Origin of the sequence: Curvibacter soli (genome assembly GCF_029211125.1) — a bacterium.
GTDB classification, from domain to species: Bacteria; Pseudomonadota; Gammaproteobacteria; order Burkholderiales; family Burkholderiaceae_C; genus Curvibacter_A; species Curvibacter_A soli.
Genome location: NZ_JARGEN010000017.1, coordinates 45,260 through 63,627, shown reverse-complemented (window position 1 = coordinate 63,627; position 18,368 = coordinate 45,260). Strand labels below are relative to the sequence as shown.

The following is an 18,368-nucleotide window of genomic DNA, read 5'->3' as shown; positions in this document are numbered from 1 at the left end:
CTTGCGGCGATTCGGGCCAGTTTATCCCGTTGAGCAGCTCTGAAAAAACCACCCTCAAACATCCTGGTGGGCCGCGGGCGGCTGCGCGTGGCCTCGGTGCGCGCCGGCACCACGCTGGCGCGCGAGGAGCCCGCGCCGGCCTTCCGGCGCATGGAAAACCTCGGCGTGGAGCTGTCGGCGCGGCTGCGCAGTACCGATGTGCAGTTGAGTAGCAGCCGCAACCGAAGCCTCCGCATACCTTGCGCTGGGTCAAGCCGCGGGTTGCAAGCCGAAATACAACTTGAAAAGAATGGGAATATCCTCAACTCCCCCGGCATACGGAGGTTATTTCCCCCATGCGAACCGACAAATTCACCACCAAGTTCCAGGAAGCCCTGGGAGACGCGCAGACGCTGGCCCTGGGCAGCGACAACGCCTACATCGAACCCGCGCATCTGCTGGCCGCCATGCTGCGCCAGCAGGACGGCCCGCGCGCCATCGTCGAGCGCGCCGGCGCCAACGTGCCAGGGCTGCTGGCAGCCGCCGAGCAGGCCATCCGGAAGCTGCCGCAGGTGCAGGGCCAGGACGTGTCCGTGGGCCGCGACCTCGCCAGCCTGCTGCAGGCCACCGAGAAGGAAGCGATCAAGCGCGGTGACCAGTTCATCGCCAGCGAACTGTTTCTGCTCGCCCTGGCCGACAGCAAGGGCGACGCCGGCCAGATGGCCCGCAGCAACGGCCTGACGCGCAAGGCACTTGAGGCCGCCATCACCGCGGTGCGCGGCGGCCAGGGCGTGGACAGCGCCGACGCCGAAGGCCAGCGCGAGGCGCTGAAGAAATACACGCTCGACCTCACCGAGCGCGCCCGCGCCGGCAAGCTCGACCCGGTGATCGGCCGCGACGACGAGATCCGTCGCGCCATCCAGGTGCTGCAGCGGCGCAGCAAGAACAACCCGGTGCTGATTGGCGAGCCCGGCGTGGGCAAGACCGCCATCGTGGAAGGGCTGGCCCAGCGCATCGTGGCCGGCGAGGTGCCCGACTCGCTGCGCGACAAGCGCGTGCTGGTGCTCGACATGGCCGGCCTGCTCGCGGGCGCCAAATACCGCGGCGAGTTCGAGGAACGGCTCAAGGCCGTGCTCAAGGAAGTGGCCCAGGAAGAGGGCCGCATCATCCTCTTCATCGACGAAATCCACACCATGGTGGGCGCGGGCAAGGCCGAGGGCGCCATCGACGCCGGCAACATGCTCAAGCCCGCGCTGGCGCGCGGCGAACTGCACTGCATCGGCGCCACCACGCTCGACGAATACCGCAAGCACATCGAGAAGGACGCCGCGCTGGAGCGCCGCTTCCAGAAGGTGCTGGTGGGCGAGCCGAGCGTGGAGCAGACCATCGCCATCCTGCGCGGCCTGCAGGAGAAGTACGAGGTGCACCACGGCGTGGAGATCACCGACCCGGCCATCGTGGCCGCGGCGGAACTCAGCAACCGCTACATCACCGACCGCTTCCTGCCCGACAAGGCCATCGACCTGATCGACGAGGCGGCCGCCAAGATCAAGATCGAGATCGACTCCAAGCCCGAGGCGATGGACCGGCTGGAGCGCCGCATCATCCAACTGCAGATCGAGCGCGAGGCCGTGAAGAAGGAGACCGACGAGTCCTCGATCAAGCGCCTGGGCCTGCTGGACGAAGAGATCACGCAGTTGCAGAAGGAATACGCCGACCTCGACGAGATCTGGCAGGCCGAGAAGGCCCAGGCCCAAGGCAGCGCACAAATCAAGGAAGAGATCGACAAGCTGCGCTTCCAGATCAAGGAGCTGACCGACAAGGGCGACTACAACAAGGTGGCCGAGCTGCAGTACGGCAAGCTGCCACAGCTCGAAAAAGAGCTGAAGGCCGCCACCGAGCAGGAAGGCGCGGGCGGCAAGCCCGCTGTCCACCGCCTGCTGCGCACGCAGGTGGGCGCGGAGGAAATCGCCGAGGTGGTGAGCCGCGCCACCGGCATCCCGGTGTCCAAGATGATGCAGGGCGAAAAGGACAAGCTGCTCGCCATGGAGGACAAGCTGCACGAGCGCGTGGTGGGGCAGGACGAGGCCATCGCCGCCGTATCCAACGCCATCCGGCGTTCGCGCTCGGGGTTGAGCGACCCGAACCGGCCCACGGGCTCGTTCCTGTTCCTCGGCCCCACGGGCGTGGGCAAGACCGAGCTGTGCAAGGCGCTGGCGGGCTTCCTGTTCGACAGCGAGGAGCACCTGATCCGCATCGACATGAGCGAGTTCATGGAAAAGCATTCGGTGGCGCGGCTCATCGGCGCGCCGCCGGGCTACGTGGGCTATGAAGAAGGCGGCTACCTGACCGAGGCCGTGCGCCGCAAGCCCTACAGCGTGGTACTGCTCGACGAGGTGGAGAAGGCCCATCCCGACGTGTTCAACATCCTGCTGCAGGTGCTCGACGATGGCCGCCTCACCGACGGCCAGGGCCGCACCGTGGACTTCAAGAACACGGTGATCGTGATGACCAGCAACCTCGGCTCGCCCATCATCCAGGCCATGGTGGGCCGCCCCGGCGACGAGATCAAGGAGGCGGTGTGGGAGGAGCTGAAGAGCCACTTCCGCCCCGAGTTCCTGAACCGCATCGACGAGACCGTGGTGTTCCACGCGCTGGACGCGAAGAACATCGAGGCGATCGCCAGAATCCAGTTGCAGGTACTCGCCGCCCGGCTGCAGAAGATCGACCTGTCGCTCGACGTGTCGCCGCAGGCCCTGGCCGAACTCGCCAAGGTCGGCTTCGACCCGGTGTTCGGCGCCCGGCCCTTGAAGCGCGCGATCCAGCAGCGCATCGAGAACCCGCTCTCCAAGCTGCTGCTCGAAGGCCGGTTCGCACCCAAGGACGTGATCGTCGTCACGGTGGACCCGGTGCAGGCGCCCGGCGTGTTCCACTTCGCGGCGGCGCACTGATGGCGGGCCTGCCCGGCATCTTGGCGCGTTTTGCGCTGCGACTGTTGTTCGTGGCGCTGGCCACCGTGTTCGTGTTGAGCCTGCTGGCGGCGCTCGGCGTGGTCGCGCTCGTGTGGGGCCTGCGCGTGCTGTGGGCCCGGCTCACGGGCCGGCCCATGGCGCCGTGGGTGGTGCGGGTCGATCCGCGCGCGGGCTGGCGCGTTGCCGAACGCTGGACGGTCCGGCGCGGCGGCGGCCCGCTGCGGCCCGCGCCCAACGCGACGGACGTGGAGGTGCGCGAACTGCCGCCCGGCCAGCCCTGACGGCGGCTTGCTCCTACAATGGGCCACCAAGCCAGCGCGCATCGAGCGCGCTGGCTTTCTTGTTCCCCGGCCCGGCGGCGGCGCCTGCCGCCACGCGCATGAATCCCGACCTTTCCCGCAAGAAGAACCTCACGCACTGGGCGCTGCTGGTGGCTTTGTCCGCCGCGCTGGCCGCTGTGCTCGAACACCTGGGCCTGCCCGCCGGGCTGATGCTCGGCCCCATGCTGGCCGCCGTGCTGGCGATGATGGCGGGCGTGTCGCTGCGGCTGCCCAATGCCTGCTTCGTGGCAGCGCAGGGCCTCGTCGGCTGCCTGCTCGCGCGCAGCATCCCCGCGACCGTGTTCACCACCATCGGGCGCGACTGGCCGGTGTTCGTGGTCGGCGTGCTGGCGGTGGTAACGGTGGCCAACGGGCTGGGCTGGCTGCTGGCGCGCTGGCAGGTGCTGCCGGGCACCATCGCCATCTGGGGCTCGGCGCCCGGCGCCGCCACTGCGATGGTGCTGATGTCCGAGGACTACGGCGCCGACGTGCGGCTGGTGGCCTGCATGCAGTACCTGCGCGTGGTCTGCGTGTCGGTCGTGGCCTCGGTGGTGGCGCGCCTGTCGGCGCACGGCACGGCGGCCGCGCCCATGGTGGCCATCGACTGGTTTCCCGCCGTCGATCCTGCCGCGCTCGCGGCGACCCTCGCGATCGCCTGGGGCGGCGCCTGGGCCGGGTGGCGACTGCGCCTGCCCGCCGGCACCCTGCTGGGGCCGCTGCTGCTGGGCGTGGCGTTCCAGGGCGCCGCCGGCCAGCCGCTGGTGCTGCCGCCCTGGCTGCTGGCGGGTGCCTACGCGGCGGTCGGCTGGAGCATCGGCCTGCGCTTCACGCGCCCCATCCTGGCGGTGGCGATCCGCGCATTGCCGCGCGTGCTGGCGTCGATCTTCGCCCTCATCGCGCTGTGCGGCGGGTTTGCGGCCCTGCTCGTGGCCTGGACCGGGATCGATCCGCTGACCGCCTACCTGGCCACCAGCCCGGGCGGCGCCGATTCGGTGGCGATCATCGCGGCGTCGAGCCAGGTGGACCTGCCCTTCGTGATCGCCATGCAGACCCTGCGCCTGGTCTTCGTGATGCTCACCGGCCCGCTGATCGCGCGTTTCATCGCCGCACGGCTGCGGCGCTCGTAGCCGCGGCGGGCTACCGCCCGCAAAGAGGAGCAACGCCGCATGGCCCCCCGAGCGCGGTGCTGGCAGGTGCATGGCGCCCTCACCCACGAGGCGAACCCCATCGGAGCCGGCAACGCTCGATTGCATGCGGCCTGGCAAGGGATACGAAGCGGTCAACTGCTGTTTCCAGGTTGAATTCTTTGGAAACCCGCATGGATATTGCGTTTCTTCAGTTTTTCGGTTGGTTCAACTGCCGTTTCCAGGATCAATGGCGTTCCGTCGCATTCCCGCAATCGCCGCGCGCCACTACGATGGCACCCATGACTACCACTGCAAGTTCCACCATCGCCCAGCGCGCCGTGCCGCTGCGCCAGGATGCGGGCGTGATCGGCCTCGTCGGCATCGCGCACCTCGTGAGCCACTACAGCCAACTGCTGCTCGCGCCGCTGTTCCCGTTCCTCAAGACGGAGTTCGGCGTCGGCTACGCCGAGCTGGGGCTGGTACTTACGGTGTTCTTCATGGTCTCGTGCGCGGTGCAGGCGTTCTCGGGCTTCGTGGTGGACCGGCTGGGCCCGCGCCCCGTGCTGTTCGGGGGCATCGCGCTGCTCGGGCTGGCGGCGCTGGGCTGGGCGGCCAGCACGCACTACTGGATGCTGCTGGCCTGCGCGGTGGTGGCGGGCGTGGGCAACGGCGTGTTCCACCCGGTGGACTACACGCTGCTCAACCGCAAGGTGAGTGCGCCGCGCCTGGGCCACGCGTACAGCACGCACGGCATCGCCGGCAGCCTGGGCTGGGCGCTGGCGCCGGCCATGATGGTGCCGCTGGCGCTGGCGTATTCGTGGCGCATGGCGCTGGTGGCGGGCGCGCTGGTGGCGTTTGCGGTGCTGGCGCTGCTGGTGGCCAACTACGGCCTGCTGGCGCTGCCAGCGGCACCGGCCGCCACGGCCCGCGCGCACGCTGGCCACGCGGCGGCGGAGGGCAGCTTCGCCTTCCTGCGCATCCCGGCGGTGTGGATGTGCCTGGTGTTCTTCTTTTTCTACGCCGTCATCATCAGCGTGGTGCAGACCTTCGCGCCGCAGGCCGCGGCGCAATTGCATGGCGTGGACCTGCAGTTGGTGGCCGCCTGCGTGACCATCTACATGGTGGCCAGCGCGGCGGGCATGGTGCTGGGCGGCTTCCTCGCGTCGGAGCCGGCGCGCTGCGAGCGCATCGTGGGCATGGGCATGGGCGTGGCGGCGGTGTTTGCGCTGGCGCTGGCGCTGGCGCCGGTCGGGGGGCGGGCGGTGCCGGTGCTGTTCGGCGTGATGGGCTTCGCCGCGGGCATCGCGGGGCCGTCGCGCGACCTGCTGGTGAAGCGCTCCACGCCCGAGAATGCCACGGGCCGGGTCTACGGCGTGGTGTATTCGGGTCTGGACATTGGCCAGGCCGTGGCACCGCTGGTGTTCGGCCGCATGATGGACCACGGCCAGTACATGGGCGTGCTGCTGGGGCTGGCGCTGGTGCAGGGGCTGCTGATCGCCAGCGCCTTCAACGTGCGGCGGGCGCGGCGCACGGCAACGCCGCTGGCGGGGTGAGGCGCTATTGAAAAAGTAGCTGCTACCGCCGGTGATACGCCAGTTTCAATATGAAATGCACCTGAAACCAAAGAGATACGGGCGGAAGCAGCTATATAAACAGGAGCGCCCCGCTACATCCAACCCAGCCAGCGCCACCAGGTCAGGCCCATCGCCAGCATGAGCAGGTAGCCCACGACGGTGACCGCGATGCCCACCTTGGCGAACTGCCGCGCGTTGAAGGTGTCGGTGCCCAGGCACACCATGTTCTGCGGCGCGTTGACCGGCAGGATGAAGCCGTAGCTCACCACGAAGCCCAGCAGCATGGTCATGCCCAGGCGGTTGAAGTCGCCCGGCAGCGTCTGCAGCACCGAGATCAGGATGGGCAGCAGGGCCGACGTCAATGCCGTGGCGCTGGCGAAGCCCAGGTGGATGACGATCAGGAACGCCGCCAGCACCGCGAAGACGCCCAGCGTGCCGATGCCGGCCAGGCCGGTGTGCGCCACCACCTGCTTGCCCAGCCACTGGCCGGCCTGCGTGGCCAGGAGCGCGCTGCCCAGGCTGATGCCCACGCCGAACACGATCACCGTGCCCCAGGGGATGCGCGACTGCACGTCCTTCCAGGTCATCACGCCGATGCGCGGCAGCATCAGCAGCACCAGTCCGGCGTAGGTGGTGGTGGTGGTGTCGAAGCTGTGCAGCTTGGTCTCGGTGGCCCAGGCGGCCAGCAGCAGCAATGAGACGGCCAGCAGCCGCTTCTGCGGGCCGGTCATGGGGCCGAGCGCGCGCAGTTGCGCCTCCACCGCCTCCTTGCTGCCGGCCACGCCGCCGGCCTCGGGCGGCAGGATCTTCAGCACCACGAAGTACAGCACCGCCGACATGATGACGGCCCAGGGCGCGCCGGCGATCAGCCAGTCGATCCACGACACGCGCGCGCCGAGCATCTTGTCCATGAAGCCCACCGTCAGCAGGTTCTGCGCCGCGGAGGTCTGGATGCCCACGTTCCAGATGCTGGTGGCCTGCGCCACCACGATCATGATGCCGGCGGCGATGTTGGAGCGCCGGTCCACGCCGAAGGCGGCGATCACGCCCATCATGATCGGCACCACGCAGGCGCTGCGCGCGGTGGCGCTGGGCACGATGAGGCTGAGCACGATGGTCACCGCGATGGCGCCGATGACGATGCGCCGCGTGCTGGTGCCGATCCGCGACAGCGTGACGAGCGCGATGCGCCGGTCCAGCCCCGTGTGGGTCATGGCCGCGGCGATGAACAGCGCGCCCGCCACCAGCGCCAGCGCCGAGTTGGCGAAGCCCGTGAGCGCGAGATTGATGGCGTTGGAGCTGCCGTAGAGCTTGCCCGGGTCGGCTATGGTGGGCGCGGAGCCGATCAGGAACGCGATCAGCGAGGTGATCATGATCGCGCTGGCCTCGTACGACACCGCCTCGGTGATCCACACCACCACGGCGAACACCAGGATGGCGAGCATGCGGTGGCCCGCCACGGGCAGGCCATCGGCCAGCGGCAGCATCAGCACCCCGGCCATGGCCAGCACGCCGACGATCAGGCCGAGGGGCAGTTTGAGTGGCGCGGGCGCCGCGGGCGCGGCACCGGGAGCGGATGAAGGCATGATGGGTTCCCGTTCTTGGCATTGGAATGCCCGGCCAGCATACGCGCTCGGCGCAGCGCATGAAACTGGCGCAGCCCAATGCCAGGGATACCGCGCAACCGGCTTTGCCGGGCCGCCGGTATCGCCCCCGGCGAGGGGGTTGGCGGCCACACGCAGTGGGCGAGCCTGGGGGAGTGTTCCATCTCAGTTATCCATGGCGCTCGCGCGCCACCCGCAGCGCATGAAACTGGCGCAGCCCAATGCCAGGGATACCGCGCAACCGGCTTTGCCGGGCCGCCGGTATCGCCCCCGGCGAGGGGGTTGGCGGCCACACGCAGTGGGCAAGCCTGGGGGAGTGTTTCATCTCTCCTTGGCCAGCACCGTCTCCAGTTGGTGCAGGCTCTCCAGCGTGCGCACGCAGGCCTCGGCCACTTCCGAGCCCTTGATGCCGAAGTGGCGGTGGAAGTACTTGCGGTGCTCCACGTGTTCGTGGAAGTGGTGCGGCGTGAGCACGGCGGAGAACACCGGCACGTCGGTTTCGAGCTGCACCGTCATGAGCGCGTTCACCACGGTCTGCGCGACGAATTCGTGGCGGTAGATGCCGCCGTCCACCACCAGCGCGCAGGCCACGATGGCCGCGTAGCGGCCCGAGGCGGCCAGGCGTTTGGCGTGCAGCGGGATCTCGAACGCGCCGGGCACGTCGATCACGTCGATGGCCCCGGCGGGCACGCCGCTGCGGTCCATCTCGGCCAGGAAGGCGTCGCGCGCCTGCCGCACGATGTCGGCGTGCCACTGGGCCTCGATGAAGGCGATGCGCTGGCCGCCCTGGGCCGGGGCCAGGGTGTGGGCGAGCACGGAGGAGGGGACAAGTTCAGTCTGACTCATGGTGTGTCTTCTGCTCTGCGATGACAGGAAGGTTTCCAGCAATCAGGGCGCACGCGCACGGGGCCCGGGGCTTCGCGCTCTCTTCCATCCGGACTGTGACCGTCGGCGCCGGAATCACGCCGGCTCTGCTGACCCCGCGGCTTCCTGTGCGCAGCCCGGGCGCTCGCGGACTCGTGCGGGCCGCAAAGCCCGCCATCACCGCCGGTGGGAAATCGCACCCTCACCCTGAGAACGCTTGGCGCGGCCTGCCCAAGGGCAGGCCGCGATCGGCATTGTAGGAGCAGCCCCGCGGGCGCTGCGGGCGGATGCTGATGGACTGACGCGAACAAGGATGCACCAGCCGTTGCGCCCGAGGGCCGGGCGTCTCGCCCGAACCCGGTTTGCGTCAGGTGCGGCTTATTCGTAGATGAATTGCGCCACCTCGTCGAGCGTTGCGCGCGCCGTGACCAGCCGGTTCACCGGGTGTTCCATGTTGACATGGCCCACGGCCACGCCCGCGAACAGCATGCGCTCGGGCGGCAGGGCCAGGAAGCTGCCCACGGTTTCGGGGAAGGCGGACCAGTATTCCTGGGCGCAACTGTGCAGCCCCTCGGCGCGCAGCAGCAGCATGAAGGTCTGCAGCAGCATGCCCAGGTCGGACCACTGCGGCGGCCCCATGCGACGGTCCACGCTGCAGAACACCACCAGCGGCGCGCCGAACGCCTGCGCGTTGCGGCGAAACCATGCGCGGCGCGCGGGCTTGTCCTCGCGCGCGATGCCCAGCCGCGCGTACATGTCCTCGCCCACCTGGAAGCGCCGCTCGCGGTAAGGCGAGGCCAGTTCGCGCGGATAGACGTCGTAGGCGGGCGCTTCGCGTGCCGCGCCTTCGGCGGTGGCCTCGTGCATCGCCGCCTTCAGCCGCACGAGCGCCGCGCCGCCCACCACCTGCAGGTGCCACGGCTGCAGGTTGCCGCCCGAGGGCGCGCGCAGGGCCTGCTGCAGCACGCGCGCGATGGTGGCGTGGGGTACCGGATCGGGGAGGAAATCGCGGACGGACAAACGGCTGGCGACGGCTTCACGGATATCCATAGGGTGCTGCTCCTGTGTCGTGGGCAATGGGCGCTACGCCGAGTATGCCGGCAAACGGTTCGCGATAATCGCGCATGCCGCGGCGCCCCCGCTATGCCGCCCCCTCCCCTCCTCCATAACTCCAGAGATCGCCTTCCACCATGACCCGTCAACTCGCAGGGCACCTGATCGCCGAATGCCTGGCCGCGCAAGGCACCACCCATGTCTATGGCGTGCCGGGCGAAAGCTACCTGGCCGTGCTCGACGGCTTCCACCGGTACGCCGACCGCATCCGCTTCGTCACCTGCCGCCAGGAGGGCGGCGCGGCCTTCATGGCCGACGCGCACGGCAAGCTCACGGGCCGCCCCGGAGTGTGCTTCGTCACGCGCGGGCCGGGCGCCACCAATGCCGCCATCGGCCTGCACACGGCGTTCCAGGATTCGACGCCCATGGTGCTGCTGGTGGGCGACGTGGGCAGCGACTTCCGCGACCGCGAGGCGTTCCAGGAGGTGGACTTCGCCGCCTTCTTCGGCCCCTCGACCAAGGGCATGGCCAAGCGCGTGGAGCGCATCGACGACGCGCGCCGCATCCCCGAATACATCGCCCGCGCCTACGCCACCGCCATGCAGGGCCGCCCCGGCCCCGCGGTGCTGGTGCTGCCCGAGGACATGCTGGCGCAGGAGGTGGACGTGCCACCGCTGCCCGCCGTGCAGCCCGTTACCATTGAAATAGGCCCGCAGCGCTTGCAAGACCTGCGGGAGCTGCTATTGAAAGCAGAGCGTCCTTTCGTCATCGCCGGCGGCGGCGGCTGGACGCCGCGCGCGGCCCAGGCGCTGGAGCGCTTCGCCGAGAACTGGATGCTGCCGGTGGGCAATGCCTTTCGCTTCCAGGACACGTTCGACAACCACCACCCGCTCTACGCGGGCGACGTGGGCATCGCCCCCAGCGCCCAGCTCGCGCAGCGCATCCGCGACAGCGACCTGGTGATCGCCATCGGCCCGCGCCTGGGCGAGATGACGACCAGCGGCTACACCCTGCTCGAAGCGCCGCGCACGCGGCAGAAGCTGGTGCACATCCACGTCGGCGCCGAGGAACTGGGCCGCGTGTACTTCCCCGACCTGGCCATCAACGCGAGCATGGACGCCGCCGCACCCGCGCTGGCCACGCTGGCCGCGCCCGGCGTGGCCGAGACGCTGCCCTGGGCCGCCTGGGCAGCCGCCGCGCATGCCGACTACCTTGCAGCCATCGCGCCGCAGCCGCTGCCGGGCCTGGACATGGGCGCGCCCGGCGCGGTGGACATGCCGGCCATCATCGCCACGCTGCAGAAACACCTGCCCGCCGACGCGGTGCTGACCAACGGCGCAGGCAATTTCGCGAGCTGGCTGCACCGCTATTACCGGTACCATGGCTGGTCCAAGGGCTTCAAGACGCAGCTCGCGCCCACCTCGGGCGCCATGGGCTACGGCGTGCCGGCGGCCATCGGCGCCTCCATCGCCACGGGCCGCACCGCCTTCACCATCGCGGGCGACGGCGATTTCCTGATGAACGCGCAGGAGCTCGCCACCGCCGTGCAGCACGGAGGCAAGAGCATCATCGTGCTGCTCAACAACGGCATGTACGGCACCATCCGCATGCACCAGGAGCGGCAATACCCTACGCGCGTCAGCGGCACCGCGCTGCGCAACCCCGATTTCTGCGCCTATGCGCGCGCCTTTGGCTACCAGGCCGAGCAGGTCACGCGCGCGGCAGACTTCGAGGCCGCCTTGCTGCGCGCGCTGGCCGCCGATACGGGCACGCTGATCGAGATACCGCTGTCGCCGGAGGTCATCACCACGCGCAGCACGCTCACGGGCATCCGCAGCGCCGCGCTCCAGCGCATCGGTGTCCGCTGACCGGGAGGAAAGAAAGGAAACACCATGGCTGACAACGGCAAACCCACCAACGGCAAGCGCCTCGCGGCATGGCAGCCCGGCAAGGGCCGCGTCGATCTGGACAAGTTCGACAGCGATGCCACGCCGTATTCGGTGGGCGACAAGACGCGCGACAAGATCGAGGTCGATTCGCTGGCGCAGCAGATCGACGCGCTGCAGAATCTGCTGTATGCCAATCGCGCACGCAAACTGCTGGTGGTGCTGCAGGGGCTGGACACCGCCGGCAAGGACGGCACCATCCGCGACGTGTTCAACCGCACCAGCCCGCTGGGCGTGCACGCTGTCGGCTGGAAAGCCCCCACCGAGGACGAACGCGCGCACGATTACCTCTGGCGCATCCACCGCTGCGTGCCAGCGGCCGGCGAGATCGTGGTGTTCAACCGCAGCCACTACGAGGACGTGCTGGTGCCCGTGGTGAACGGCTGGATCACGCCCGAGCAGCAGCGCCAGCGCTTCGAGCACATCAACGATTTCGAACGCATGCTGGCCGAGACCGGCACCGTGATCTGCAAGTTCATGCTGCACATCGGCTACGGCGAGCAGCGCGCACGCCTGCAGGAACGGCTCGACGACCCGGCCAAGAACTGGAAGTTCAACCCCGGCGACCTCGACGTGCGCAAGCAATGGCCGCAATACCAGCGCGCTTACGAAGACCTGCTGGGGGCTACCCACACCGCCTGGGCGCCCTGGACCATCGTGCCGGCGGATTCCAAGACCCACCGCAACCTGATGGTCGCCACCGTGGTGCGCGACACGCTGGCCGGGCTGGACCTATGCCCGCCGCCGGCCAATCCGGCGCTGCGCGGCGTGCAGGTCGATTAGGACCTGCCTACGGCACATGGGGCTCCCTTCGGGGGGTGTTGTGTGTGGCCGGATGGGGCATTCTCGGGATGCGTGGCGCGGCGGACGCGCCAAGCCCCTGCGCCAAGTGGTCGGGCGGCTTGGCTTGTGATGGCGATATGCGTTTGCATACAGATCCGCCATGAATAGATGTAAACAATCGGATCAATGCAATCAATTCATTGGATTGATGGGTCGGTCGGACTTATGCTTCCACCCGTGCCCGCTTTTCGGGTGCCACCCAACTCCAGCAGCAACTGAAAGGAAACCGCAATGTCGCTCATCAACACGCAAGTCCAGCCCTTCAAGGCCCAGGCGTTCGTCAACCGTAACGGCAAGGGCGAGTTCATCGAAGTGACCGAACAAACCATCAAGGGCAAGTGGTCGGTCTTCATCTTCCTGCCGGCCGCGTTCACCTTCAACTGCCCGACCGAAATCGAGGACTCGGCCGACAACTACGCCGAATTCCAGAAACTCAACACCGAGGTCTACATCGTCTCGACCGACACCCATTTCGCCCACAAGGTCTGGCACGAGACCTCCGACGCCGTGGGCAAGGCCAAGTTTCCGCTGGTCGGCGACCCGACCCATGCGCTGTCCACCGCCTTCGACGTGCTGATCCCCGAAGAGGGCCTGGCGCTGCGCGGCACCTTTGTCATCAACCCCGACGGCGTGATCAAGACGGCCGAGGTTCACTCCAACGAAATCGCCCGCGACGTGTCGGAAACCCTGCGCAAGCTCAAGGCGGCGCAGTACACGGCCGCCAACCCCGGCCAGGTCTGCCCGGCCAAGTGGAAGGAAGGCGCCAAGACCCTGACGCCTTCGCTCGACCTCGTGGGCAAGATCTAAAAGTCAGCGTGGGAAAAGCCTGGGCGCGCCCAGGCTTTTTTTTCCACTGTTAGTGCATAACTATCGAAATCAACGAGTCAATAGGAATGAAAGCCATGCTGGACACCAACCTCCAATCCCAACTGAAGGCCTACCTGGAGCGCGTCACCCGCCCGATCGAGCTGGTCGCCACGCTCGACGAGAGCAAGGCGTCCGGCGAACTGCGCGAGCTGCTGCACGAGATCGGCGCGCTCTCCGACAAGATCACCGTGGTGGAGAAGAACGACGCGCCGGTGCGCAAGCCGTCCTTCCTCCTCACCACCCCCGGCGCGGATACGGGCGTGCGCTTTGCCGGCGTGCCGCTGGGCCACGAATTCACCTCGCTCGTGCTCGCGCTGCTGCAAGTGGGCGGCCATCCCTCCAAGGAAGCAGCGGACCTGCTGGAGCAGGTGAAGAGCCTCGACGGCGACTACGAGTTCGAGACCTACTACTCGCTCTCCTGCCACAACTGCCCGGACGTGGTGCAGGCGCTCAATCTCATGAGCGTGCTGAACCCGCGCATCCGCCACACGGCCATCGACGGCGCCATCTTCCAGGACGAGATCGAGCGCCGGGAGATCATGGGCGTGCCCACGGTGTTCCTCAACGGCGAACGCTTCGGCCAGGGCCGCATGGAACTCGGCGAGATCGTCGCCAGGATCGACAAGAACGCCGGTGCGCGCGACGCCGCCAAGCTCGCCGCCAAGGCGCCGTTCGACGTGCTGATCGTCGGCGGCGGCCCCTCGGGCGCGGCGGCCGCCGTCTATGCCGCGCGCAAGGGCATCCGCACCGGCGTGGCCGCCGAGCGCTTCGGCGGCCAGGTGCTCGATACGCTCGACATCGAGAACTACGTCTCGGTGCTCAAGACCGAAGGCCCACAGTTCGCGGCTGCGCTGGAGCAGCACGTGCGCGCCTACGACGTGGACATCATGAACCTGCAGCGTGCCCGCGCGCTGGTGCCTGGCGAACTGGTGGAAGTGCAGTTCGAGAACGGGGCCAGCCTGAAGTCCAGGACCGTCATCATCGCCACCGGCGCGCGCTGGCGCGACATGAACGTGCCCGGCGAGCAGGAATACCGCACCAAGGGCGTGACCTACTGCCCGCACTGCGACGGCCCGCTGTTCAAGGGCAAGAAGGTGGCCGTGGTGGGCGGCGGCAACTCGGGTGTGGAAGCGGCCATCGACCTGGCCGGCGTGGTCGCGCATGTAACTCTGCTCGAATTCGCGGGCGAGCTGAAGGCCGACGCCGTGCTGCAGCGCAAGCTCAGGAGCCTGTCCAACGTGGACATCGTCGTCAACGCGCAGACCACCGAGGTGCTGGGCGACGGCCAGAAGGTCAATGGCCTGACCTACAAGGACCGCGTGTCGGGCCAAGCGAAGCAGCTCGGCCTCGAAGGCGTGTTCGTGCAGATCGGCCTGCTGCCCAACACCGACTGGCTCAAGGGCACGGTGGAGCTGTCGCGCTTCGGCGAGATCATTGTCGACGCCCGGGGCCAGACCTCGGTGCCCGGCGTGTTCGCCGCCGGCGACTGCACCACGGTGCCGTACAAGCAGATCATCATCGCCGCGGGCGAGGGCGCCAAGGCCGCGCTCTCCGCCTTCGACCATCTGATCCGCAGCACGGCGCCTACGAATTGAGCTGGAAACATACCCTGCCTCAGTACACCCGCCGCCCAGGCATGCTGGCGGCGTTCACCCCATGGGTGAGAGCGCTATGCACCTGCCGTTTCCAGGATCATCAGTATGCCAACCGCTCGGGCCGCACTTCCTGCAAGATGGTGGTGGCGATTTCCTCGATGCTCTTGGTGGTGGTGGACAGCCAGCGGATGCCCGAGCGGCGCATCATCGACTCGGCCTCGGCCACTTCCATGCGGCAGTTGTCCAGGCTCGCGTACTTCGAGTTGGGCCGTCGCTCGTTGCGGATTTCGCTCAGACGCTCGGGCGCGATCGTCAGGCCGAAGATCTTCTTGCGGAACGGCACCAGCGCGGGCGGCAATTGCTTGCGCTCGAAGTCCTCCGGGATCAGCGGGTAGTTGGCGCACTTCAGGCCGTACTGCATGGCGAGGTAGAGCGAAGTGGGCGTCTTGCCGCTGCGCGATACGCCCACGAGGATCACGTCGGCGCCTTCGAGGTCGCGGTTGCTCTGCCCGTCGTCGTGCGCCAGGCTGAAGTTGATGGCCTCGATGCGGTCGGTGTACGCCTGGCTCTTGCTGATGTCGGCGAAGCGGCCCACGCGGTGCAGCGACTTCAGGCCCAGCTCCTGCTCCAACGGGCGCAGGAAGGTGCCGAACATGTCCATCAGCAGGCCGCGGCAGCCGTCCTCCAGCACCTTGAGCACGCCCGGGTCCACCAGTGTGGAGAAGACGAAGGGCTTGCGCCCTTCCACATCGCCCGTGTGGTTGATTTGCCGCACTGCCTGGAACGCCTTGTCGGGCGTGTCGATGAAGGGCAGGCGCACGTAGCGGGCCTTGACGTCGAACTGCGCCATGATGGCCTGCCCGAAGGTTTCGGCGGTGATGCCGGTGCCGTCGGAGATGAGGAATATGGTGCGGGTATGCATGGGGTGATTTGCCGGCGGTTGCGGGCGCTCCGGGCGGGGCGCCTAAAATGGCGTCCATTATCCGTAGGACTCACGCGGACAGGCATGTGCCAGCCGTTGCGCCCAAGGGCGGACATGTTGTCCTGAACCCGTTTTGCGTAAGTCGTGATCCAAATTCCCACCATGCACCAACGCGGCTTTCCCGTAGAGCAACAACAAAGCGTCAGCTCCGTGGCGTGCATGGCAGCGGCTGGTCTCCCTTTGACGAGGCTGCGCGCAGACCCGGTTTCAACTTCTGGAGCTTTCCCATGTCTGCACTTTTCAGCCCGACCGCCCTGGTCGTTCCGTTTGAAAACCTGAGGATGACCGATGTCGAGGCGGTCGGCGGCAAGAACGCCAGCCTCGGCGAGATGATTTCGCAGTTGCCCCAGGGCGTGCGGGTACCCACGGGCTTCGCCACCACGGCGCACGCGTTCCGCCAGTTCCTGGCCCATGAGGGTCTGGCCGACCGCATCAGCCGGCGCTTGGCCGCGCTGGATACCGAAGACGTGCGTGCGCTTGCCACCGCCGGCGCCGAAATCCGTGCCTGGGTTGAAGCCCAGCCCTTTCCGTCCGACCTGGAAAAGGCCATCCACGATGCCTTCGCCGCGCTCAGTGCGGGCAACAGCCAGGCCAGTTTCGCCGTGCGCTCCTCCGCCACGGCGGAAGACCTGCCCGACGCCTCGTTCGCCGGCCAGCAGGAAACCTTCCTCAACGTGGTCGGCATCCAGGACGTGCTGCACAAGATGAAGGAGGTGTTTGCCAGCCTCTACAACGACCGCGCCATCAGCTACCGCGTGCACAAGGGCTTCGCGCACGACGTGGTGGCGCTCTCTGCGGGCGTGCAGCGCATGGTGCGCTCCGACCTTGGCGCCGCGGGCGTGATGTTCACCATCGACACCGAGTCCGGCTTCGACCAGGTCGTGTTCATCACCAGCAGCTACGGTCTGGGCGAGACCGTGGTGCAGGGCGCGGTGAACCCCGATGAGTTCTATGTGCACAAGCCCATGCTGGCCGAGGGCAGGCAGTCCGTCATCCGGCGCAACCTGGGCTCCAAGCTGATCCAGATGGTGTTCGCCAGCGCCGAGGAGAAGGCCGCCAGCGGCAAGCTGGTGAAGACCGTCGACGTGCCCACGGAGCAGCGCAACCGCTATTCGCTCACCGACGCCGAGGTGCAACAGCTCGCGCAATACGCGCTCGTCATCGAGCAGCACTATGGACGCCCGATGGACATCGAATGGGGCAAGGACGGCACCGACGGCCAGCTCTACATCCTGCAGGCCCGCCCCGAGACGGTGAAGAGCCAGGCCGCCGGCAAGGCCGAACAGCGCTTCAAGCTCAAGGGCACCAGCACCGTGCTGGCCGAGGGCCGCGCCATCGGCCAGAAGATCGGCACCGGTCCCGTGCGCCTGGTGCACGACATCCGCGAGATGGACAAGGTGCAGCCCGGCGACGTGCTGGTGACCGACATGACCGACCCGAACTGGGAGCCGGTGATGAAGCGCGCCTCGGCAATCGTCACCAACCGCGGCGGGCGCACCTGCCACGCGGCCATCATCGCGCGCGAGCTCGGCATTCCCGCGGTGGTGGGCTGCGGTGACGCCACCGGAAAGCTCAAGGACGGCACGCTGGTCACCGTGAGCTGCGCCGAAGGCGATACGGGCCGAATCTACGACGGTCTTCTGGAAACCGAGATCACCGAGGTCCAGCGCGGCGAGATGCCGCCCATCAAGACCAAGATCATGATGAACGTGGGCAACCCGCAGCTCGCCTTCGACTTCGCCCAGTTGCCCAACGACGGCGTGGGCCTGGCGCGGCTGGAGTTCATCATCAACAACAACATCGGCGTGCATCCCAAGGCCATCCTCGACTACCCGAACGTCGATGCCGACCTGAAGAAGGCCGTCGAATCCGTGGCGCGCGGCCATGCCAGCCCCCGCGCGTTCTACGTGGACAAGGTGGCCGAGGGCGTAGCCACCATCGCCGCGGCGTTCTGGCCAAAGCCGGTCATCGTGCGGCTGTCGGACTTCAAGAGCAACGAATACCGCAAGCTCATCGGCGGCAGCCGCTACGAACCCGAGGAAGAGAACCCCATGCTGGGCTTCCGTGGCGCGGCGCGCTACATCAGCGAGGAATTCCGCGAGGCCTTCGCCATGGAATGCGCGGCGCTGAAGCGCGTGCGCGACGACATGGGTCTGACCAACGTGCAGGTCATGGTGCCCTTCGTGCGCACGCTGGGGCAGGCCGAGCGCGTCACGGGGCTGCTGGCGCAGCACGGCCTGAAGCGCGGCGAAAACGGGCTGAAGGTCATCATGATGTGCGAGGTGCCCTCCAATGCCATCCTTGCCGAGCGCTTCCTCGAATTCTTCGACGGCTTCTCCATCGGTTCCAACGACCTGACCCAACTCACGCTGGGGCTGGACCGCGATTCGGGGCTGGAGCTGCTGGCCGCCGATTTCGACGAGCGCGACCCTGCCGTGCAGGCCCTGCTGTCGCGCGCCATCGCCGCCTGCAAGGCGCAGGGCAAGTACGTGGGCATCTGCGGCCAGGGCCCCAGCGACCATCCGGACTTCGCCCAGTGGCTGGCCAATGAAGGCATCGTCTCCATCTCGCTCAACCCCGACAGCGTGATCGACACCTGGCAGCGCCTGGCCGCTTCCTGAGCCAGGCCGCGGCCTGCCCCC

General features: G+C 67.9%; 13 protein-coding genes and 1 riboswitch. Of the genes, 9 read left to right on the top strand and 4 right to left on the bottom strand.

The annotated features are described in order from the left end of the window. Positions 1-335: 335 nt before the first annotated feature. The 4 genes from clpB to PY257_RS03810 all read left to right on the top strand — a co-directional run bounded on the left by clpB (position 336) and on the right by PY257_RS03810 (position 5,951). Entirely contained in the window at positions 336-2,930 is a 2,595-nt protein-coding gene (gene clpB, locus PY257_RS03825) for an ATP-dependent chaperone ClpB (protein ID WP_275738913.1), read from the top strand. Continuing rightward, positions 2,930-3,232, top strand: coding sequence for a hypothetical protein (locus PY257_RS03820; protein WP_275738910.1), 303 nt, complete (start codon positions 2,930-2,932; stop codon positions 3,230-3,232). The genes clpB and PY257_RS03820 overlap by 1 nt, the downstream gene beginning before the upstream one ends. Positions 3,233-3,330: 98 nt before the next feature. Continuing rightward, a complete protein-coding gene (locus PY257_RS03815; RefSeq protein WP_275738908.1) occupies positions 3,331-4,398 on the top strand; it encodes an AbrB family transcriptional regulator in 1,068 nt (355 codons plus the stop codon). A 299-nt stretch (positions 4,399-4,697) separates the two neighbouring features. Next, the gene (locus tag PY257_RS03810) at positions 4,698-5,951 is read left to right on the top strand and encodes an MFS transporter (RefSeq protein ID WP_275738906.1); all 1,254 of its coding nucleotides are present in this window, start codon (positions 4,698-4,700) and stop codon (positions 5,949-5,951) included. 113 nt (positions 5,952-6,064) lie between these two features. Here PY257_RS03810 and PY257_RS03805 read toward each other — a convergent pair whose 3' ends face one another. From PY257_RS03805 to PY257_RS03795, 3 genes are all read right to left on the bottom strand, one after another. Further along, positions 6,065-7,558: a DASS family sodium-coupled anion symporter gene (locus tag PY257_RS03805; protein WP_275738904.1), complete on the bottom strand. Its 1,494-nt coding sequence runs from the start codon at positions 7,556-7,558 to the stop codon at positions 6,065-6,067. Positions 7,559-7,897: 339 nt separating this feature from the next. Continuing rightward, a complete protein-coding gene (locus PY257_RS03800; RefSeq protein WP_275738902.1) occupies positions 7,898-8,422 on the bottom strand; it encodes a 6,7-dimethyl-8-ribityllumazine synthase in 525 nt (174 codons plus the stop codon). 72 nt (positions 8,423-8,494) lie between these two features. Continuing rightward, a riboswitch (FMN riboswitch) is annotated at positions 8,495-8,659 on the bottom strand. 159 nt (positions 8,660-8,818) lie between these two features. Then, positions 8,819-9,490, bottom strand: a complete 672-nt coding sequence (locus PY257_RS03795; RefSeq protein ID WP_275738900.1) for a nitroreductase — start codon at positions 9,488-9,490, stop codon at positions 8,819-8,821. A 140-nt stretch (positions 9,491-9,630) separates the two neighbouring features. Between PY257_RS03795 and PY257_RS03790 the strand changes: the two genes are divergently transcribed. From PY257_RS03790 to ahpF, 4 genes are all read left to right on the top strand, one after another. After that, a complete protein-coding gene (locus tag PY257_RS03790) occupies positions 9,631-11,361 on the top strand; it encodes a thiamine pyrophosphate-binding protein (protein ID WP_275738898.1) in 1,731 nt (576 codons plus the stop codon). Positions 11,362-11,385: 24 nt separating this feature from the next. Further along, a complete protein-coding gene (locus tag PY257_RS03785; RefSeq protein WP_275738896.1) occupies positions 11,386-12,222 on the top strand; it encodes a PPK2 family polyphosphate kinase in 837 nt (278 codons plus the stop codon). A gap of 291 nt (positions 12,223-12,513) precedes the next feature. Further along, the gene (ahpC, locus tag PY257_RS03780; RefSeq protein WP_275738894.1) at positions 12,514-13,089 is read left to right on the top strand and encodes an alkyl hydroperoxide reductase subunit C; all 576 of its coding nucleotides are present in this window, start codon (positions 12,514-12,516) and stop codon (positions 13,087-13,089) included. Between the two features lie 95 nt (positions 13,090-13,184). Then, positions 13,185-14,744, top strand: coding sequence for an alkyl hydroperoxide reductase subunit F (gene ahpF / locus PY257_RS03775; protein WP_275738892.1), 1,560 nt, complete (start codon positions 13,185-13,187; stop codon positions 14,742-14,744). A 100-nt stretch (positions 14,745-14,844) separates the two neighbouring features. Here the strand turns inward: ahpF and ppsR are convergent, their stop codons facing one another. Further along, on the bottom strand, positions 14,845-15,666 hold the full coding sequence (gene ppsR / locus PY257_RS03770; RefSeq protein WP_275738890.1) for a posphoenolpyruvate synthetase regulatory kinase/phosphorylase PpsR: 822 nt from the start codon (positions 15,664-15,666) through the stop codon (positions 14,845-14,847). Between the two features lie 287 nt (positions 15,667-15,953). Here ppsR and ppsA point away from each other — a divergent pair, with 287 nt between their 5' ends. Beyond that, a complete protein-coding gene (ppsA, locus tag PY257_RS03765; protein ID WP_275738888.1) occupies positions 15,954-18,347 on the top strand; it encodes a phosphoenolpyruvate synthase in 2,394 nt (797 codons plus the stop codon). Positions 18,348-18,368: the final 21 nt, after the last annotated feature.

Bases quoted from the DNA above. Each gene is read 5' to 3' on its own strand.
- clpB (WP_275738913.1), top strand. From the start codon at position 336: ATGCGAACCGACAAATTCACCACCAAGTTCCAGGAAGCCCTGGGAGAC.
- PY257_RS03820 (WP_275738910.1), top strand. From the start codon at position 2,930: ATGGCGGGCCTGCCCGGCATCTTGGCGCGTTTTGCGCTGCGACTGTTG.
- PY257_RS03815 (WP_275738908.1), top strand. From the start codon at position 3,331: ATGAATCCCGACCTTTCCCGCAAGAAGAACCTCACGCACTGGGCGCTG.
- PY257_RS03810 (WP_275738906.1), top strand. From the start codon at position 4,698: ATGACTACCACTGCAAGTTCCACCATCGCCCAGCGCGCCGTGCCGCTG.
- PY257_RS03805 (WP_275738904.1), bottom strand. From the start codon at position 7,558: ATGCCTTCATCCGCTCCCGGTGCCGCGCCCGCGGCGCCCGCGCCACTC.
- PY257_RS03800 (WP_275738902.1), bottom strand. From the start codon at position 8,422: ATGAGTCAGACTGAACTTGTCCCCTCCTCCGTGCTCGCCCACACCCTG.
- PY257_RS03795 (WP_275738900.1), bottom strand. From the start codon at position 9,490: ATGGATATCCGTGAAGCCGTCGCCAGCCGTTTGTCCGTCCGCGATTTC.
- PY257_RS03790 (WP_275738898.1), top strand. From the start codon at position 9,631: ATGACCCGTCAACTCGCAGGGCACCTGATCGCCGAATGCCTGGCCGCG.
- PY257_RS03785 (WP_275738896.1), top strand. From the start codon at position 11,386: ATGGCTGACAACGGCAAACCCACCAACGGCAAGCGCCTCGCGGCATGG.
- ahpC (WP_275738894.1), top strand. From the start codon at position 12,514: ATGTCGCTCATCAACACGCAAGTCCAGCCCTTCAAGGCCCAGGCGTTC.
- ahpF (WP_275738892.1), top strand. From the start codon at position 13,185: ATGCTGGACACCAACCTCCAATCCCAACTGAAGGCCTACCTGGAGCGC.
- ppsR (WP_275738890.1), bottom strand. From the start codon at position 15,666: ATGCATACCCGCACCATATTCCTCATCTCCGACGGCACCGGCATCACC.
- ppsA (WP_275738888.1), top strand. From the start codon at position 15,954: ATGTCTGCACTTTTCAGCCCGACCGCCCTGGTCGTTCCGTTTGAAAAC.